Source organism: Streptomyces sp. SID14478 (assembly GCF_010548525.1).
Taxonomy (GTDB): domain Bacteria; phylum Actinomycetota; class Actinomycetes; order Streptomycetales; family Streptomycetaceae; genus Streptomyces.
The window spans coordinates 1-3666 of the sequence record NZ_JAAGMG010000790.1 but is presented as its reverse complement, the minus strand read 5'-3'; the positions used below and the strand labels follow the sequence as shown (position 1 = coordinate 3666).

The 3666-nt window shown below is 68.6% G+C and carries 3 protein-coding genes and 1 pseudogene; all 4 read right to left on the bottom strand.

Annotated features, from left to right (window positions below):
* Positions 1–418: pseudogene (locus G3I40_RS47360) on the bottom strand (hypothetical protein); the annotation flags it as partial.
* Complete coding sequence (locus tag G3I40_RS46570) at positions 415–1434, bottom strand: ParA family protein (protein ID WP_239091945.1); 1020 nt, start codon at positions 1432–1434, stop codon at positions 415–417. The pseudogene G3I40_RS47360 and the gene G3I40_RS46570, both read right to left, overlap by 4 nt.
* Positions 1435–1938: 504 nt before the next feature.
* The gene (gene ald, locus G3I40_RS26160) at positions 1939–3054 is read right to left on the bottom strand and encodes an alanine dehydrogenase (protein ID WP_164304605.1); all 1116 of its coding nucleotides are present in this window, start codon (positions 3052–3054) and stop codon (positions 1939–1941) included.
* 145 nt (positions 3055–3199) lie between these two features.
* A partial coding sequence (locus G3I40_RS26155; RefSeq protein ID WP_164304603.1) for a tetratricopeptide repeat protein occupies positions 3200–3666 on the bottom strand: 467 nt, incomplete at its 5' end.

The window sequence follows — 3666 nt, the reverse complement described above, 5'->3', positions numbered from 1 at the left end:
TCGGCGGAGACGTACACGGTGATCTTCTCGTCGTGCCGTTCACGGCCGCTGGGCCGTCGGTTGGCGGCCCGGGAGCGGCGCCGCGCGGCGGCCGTGCCCCGGCCGCTGCCAGAACCTTCCTGCGCGCCGCCGGAGGAGGAACGCCGGGCCGTCTTGTCCGCGGCGGCCTCGCGCCCGCGCCCCGGCTGCGTGAGCCGGCGTCGGACTCGGCGTCCGCGGCGGTGTGTTCGCCGGACGGGGCGGAACCCGTGTCCGCGTCACCGTCCTGCCCGCCGGACGACGAGGCGGCCGCCTCGTCGCTCTCACCGGCGGGCCCGGGCACCCGGGCCTCACCGTTCGCAGGCCGCCGTGGCGACGACGACTGCAGTGCCATTCCCCCGGTCGTACGGAACAGTTCGTCGGCCCCCGGCAGACTCACTCGGCGTGACACCGGGCGAGCACCTCCCTGGCGAGCTGGCGATAGGCCGCGGCACCGACCGAGTTCGAGGCGTACGTGGTGATCGGCTCACCGGCGACCGTGGTCTCCGGGAAGCGCACGGTCCGGCCGATCACGGTGTGGTAGACGTGATCGTCGAACGCCTCGACCACGCGCGCCAGGACCTCACGGCTGTGCACCGTCCGGGAGTCGTACATCGTGGCGAGGATGCCGTCGAGCTCCAGCTCCGGGTTCAGCCGCTCCTGGACCTTCTCGATGGTCTCGGTCAGCAGGGCCACACCGCGCAGCGCGAAGAACTCGCACTCCAGCGGCACGATCACCTTGTGAGCGGCCGTCAGCGCGTTCACCGTGAGCAGGCCGAGCGAGGGCTGGCAGTCGATCACGATGTAGTCGTAGTCGGCCATCAGCGGCTTCAACGCCCGCTGCAGCGTGGACTCGCGCGCCACCTCGCTGACCAACTGCACTTCCGCAGCGGACAGGTCGATGTTGCTCGGCAGCAGGTCCATGTTCGGGACGGCGGTCTTCAGGAGCACCTCGTCCGCGGACATCCCCCGCTCCATGAGCAGGTTGTAGACCGTGAGGTCGAGCTCCATCGGGTTCACGCCGAGGCCGACCGACAGGGCACCCTGCGGGTCGAAGTCGACGAGCAGGACCCGGCGGCCGTACTCGGCAAGTGCCGCACCCAGATTGATGGTCGACGTGGTCTTGCCCACGCCGCCCTTCTGGTTGCACATCGCGATGATCTTCGCGGGGCCGTGATCGGTCAGCGGTCCTGGGATCGGGAAGTACGGGAGCGGACGTCCGGTCGGACCGACGCGCTCGCGACGCTGGCGTGCAGCGTCGGGGGCGAGCGTGGCCGCGTACTCGGGGTCGGGCTCGTACTCGGCGTCAGGGTCGTAGAAGTGCCCCTGGGGGGACAGTTCGTCGTAGTCGGCGAAGTGGCTGTGTGTGTCGCCACTTCGGTCGCCGGCCATGGCGTTCACGTGATGGCCATCCATGCTCTGGTGTGCTGTCTGCGTCGGCGTCTGCTGGGGGCTGGTCCGGGAGCCGCTCTGGTGGGCCGCGAAGGTACGCACAGCTACGGAGCCGACAGCCTGAAGCTCCGCGGGAACCTGTCCGCCTGGCTGGCCACCTCCGGGAGTAAATGTCGACTCATTCACAAGTCGTCTTACCTCCTTGGATGTGACCAGGAACATTTATCGATAGGTCAGCGTGGCACCATGCCGACGGTTGGCGACTCTATGGCGTGTCACCGGTCCGCAGCAACACAATCCGCCGTTCCGGGCACGATGTGTCGGCACTTCAGCGACAACAGAACACCCTCATGTCAAGGGCGTGCGCCGGTTCTTCGGCGTGTTTCGCGGCTGCGCGAATCGGTTAAAGGGTTACGTTCAAGGCGAGTTGGCCATGTCCGTACCCATGCACTTACGGCCGGACCTCTCGCAAGGTCCGGCCGCAGGCGTGAGATTGACGACTTTCGTTGACGTCGTCGCCGAGAGGACTCAGCCGAGCAGGGTCTCCAGCTCCAGGTGCTCCAGGCCGTGCGCCTCTGCGACCTCCTTGTAAACCACCTTGCCGTCATGGGTGTTGAGGCCCAGGGCGAGCGCCGGGTCGCGGCGCAGCGCCTCGGCCCAGCCGCGGTTGGCGAGCTCCACGATGTACGGCAGCGTCGCGTTCGTCAGCGCGTACGTCGACGTGTTGGGCACGGCGCCGGGCATGTTGGCGACGCAGTAGAAGACCGAGTTGTGGACCGGGAAGGTCGGCTCGGCGTGCGTGGTCGGGTGCGAGTCCTCGAAGCAGCCTCCCTGGTCGATCGCGATGTCGACAAGAACACTTCCCGGCTTCATGCGCGAGACGAGCTCGTTGGTGACGAGCTTCGGCGCCTTGGCGCCGGGGATGAGCACGGCACCGACGACGAGGTCGGCGTCCAGGCAGGCCTTCTCGAGCTCGAACGCGTTGGAGACGACGGTCTGGATCTTCGTACCGAAGATCTTGTCGGCTTCCTTGAGCTTGTTGATGTCCTTGTCGAGCAGGGTCACGTGGAAGCCCATGCCGATGGCGATCTGCGCGGCGTTCCAGCCGGAGACGCCGCCGCCGATGACGACGGCCTTGCCGGCGGCGACACCCGGGACACCGCCGGGCAGCACGCCGCGGCCGCCGTTGGCGGCCATCAGGTGGTAGGCGCCGACCTGCGGGGCGAGCCGGCCCGCGACCTCGGACATCGGGGCGAGCAGCGGCAGCTGGCGGTTCGCGGTCTCGACCGTCTCGTACGCGATGGCGGTCGTGCCGGACTCCAGCAGCGCGTCGGTGCACTCCTTCGACGCGGCCAGGTGCAGGTACGTGAAGAGCGTCTGGTCCTTGCGCAGCCGGTGGTACTCCTCGGCGATCGGCTCCTTGACCTTCAGCAGCAGGTCGGCCGTGGCCCAGACCTCGTCGGCGGTGCCGAGGATCTGCGCGCCCGCGGAGACGTACTCGGCGTCCGTGATCGAGGAACCCACACCGGCGTTCTGCTCGACGAAGACCTGGTGGCCGTGGCGCACGAGCTCATGCACGCCGGCGGGGGTGATGGCCACCCGGAACTCGTTGTTCTTGACCTCGCGGGGGATGCCGACCTTCATCGTCGATCACGGTCCTTGGCTCAGGGGATATCTCGGGCAATGCACTGCATACCAGTGCGCCGAAGGACACACCGGGAGACGCCACGGAAGTACGCGGCGGAGCCAGTCTAATGAAGGTTGTCGAGCTGTCTAGCCTTTCGATGCATCAATCTTTTGTGGATGCACTACGGATTTCGTAGGCGTTAGCGGCTCGTTCCGAAGGGTTTGCTTCCGCGGGCCCGCCGACGGTGCCACCAGGCATCTCCTCTCCCAGCATGCGCTCGGCGGCACCCCGGTGCAGCTTGGCCGCGGCGGGGTCGCCGAGCCGCTCCAGGGTGTCGGCGAGCCGCAGCTGGAGCGCCGCCTGCAGCCGTACGTCCTTGGCCTGGCGCGCCCACTCGACGGCCTCCTGGCAGGTGTACAGCGACTCCTCGGGCCGCCCCGCGTACTCCTGCACCCGCGCCAGTTCGCTCAAGGCCCTCGCCTGAGCCGGGACGTCGCCCTCCTTGCGATATCCGGCCACCGCGGAGCGCCAGCAGCGCAGGGCCTCGCCGTAGCGCCCCGCGAACGTGTGGACCGCGGCGATGCGCCCGTGCAGGCGCGCGGCGTCGGCCCGCTCGCCCCGGGTCAGCC

Bases quoted from the DNA above. Each gene is read 5' to 3' on its own strand.
- ald (WP_164304605.1), bottom strand. From the start codon at position 3,054: ATGAAGGTCGGCATCCCCCGCGAGGTCAAGAACAACGAGTTCCGGGTG.
- G3I40_RS46570 (WP_239091945.1), bottom strand. From the start codon at position 1,434: ATGGATGGCCATCACGTGAACGCCATGGCCGGCGACCGAAGTGGCGAC.